The organism is Vibrio sp. 811, from assembly GCF_033339195.1.
The window spans coordinates 1-586 of sequence record NZ_JAWOUB010000676.1; the positions used below are offsets into that span (position 1 = coordinate 1).

Here is a 586-nt window from a genome sequence, read left to right on the forward strand (position 1 = left end):
GACCGAGACGCTTTCAATAAAGTAAAAAGTGCCTGGGTTAAATACAGTGCGTTTAACAATGAATACGCGAAGTTGCTATTGAATAATAAAATCGATGAAGCAAATGAAACATTGTTAAACGGATTTTCTACATTCACACAATTATCCGATGCGATTCGTGATTTAGTGGAACTAAACCAAACCTACGTACAAGAAGATATTGCCAGCGCTCATGAAGCAGTGCGCAGCGCAATCACCTACAGCATTATTGCTATCGTCGCGCTATTGGCATTGAGTTTTACGCTAGGCCTATTCCTAACCAAACAGATCTGCACACCACTAAATTACGTGGTAAACATGGCGTCGAAAATCGCGTCGGGCGACCTAACTTACCAGCTTCCACGTAACAAAATTGGTCATGATGAGCTTGGCACCTTGGCAGATGCCTGCGTTGATATGCAAGCGAAGTTGCTTACTTTGGTCGACAGTATCTCGTCAACCACAGCTCAAGTAGGCACCGCCATTGAAGAAGTGAGCGCGATTTCCGAACAGACTTCAACAGGCATGGATGAACAACAAGTTCAGCTAAACCTTATCGCAACAGCAA

At 43.9% G+C, this 586-nt stretch carries 1 protein-coding gene; it reads left to right on the forward strand.

Annotated elements, in window-relative coordinates; translation table 11 throughout:
* Positions 1-586: methyl-accepting chemotaxis protein (locus tag R7Q46_RS28780; protein WP_318078527.1), on the forward strand; the 586-nt coding region annotated here is incomplete at both ends.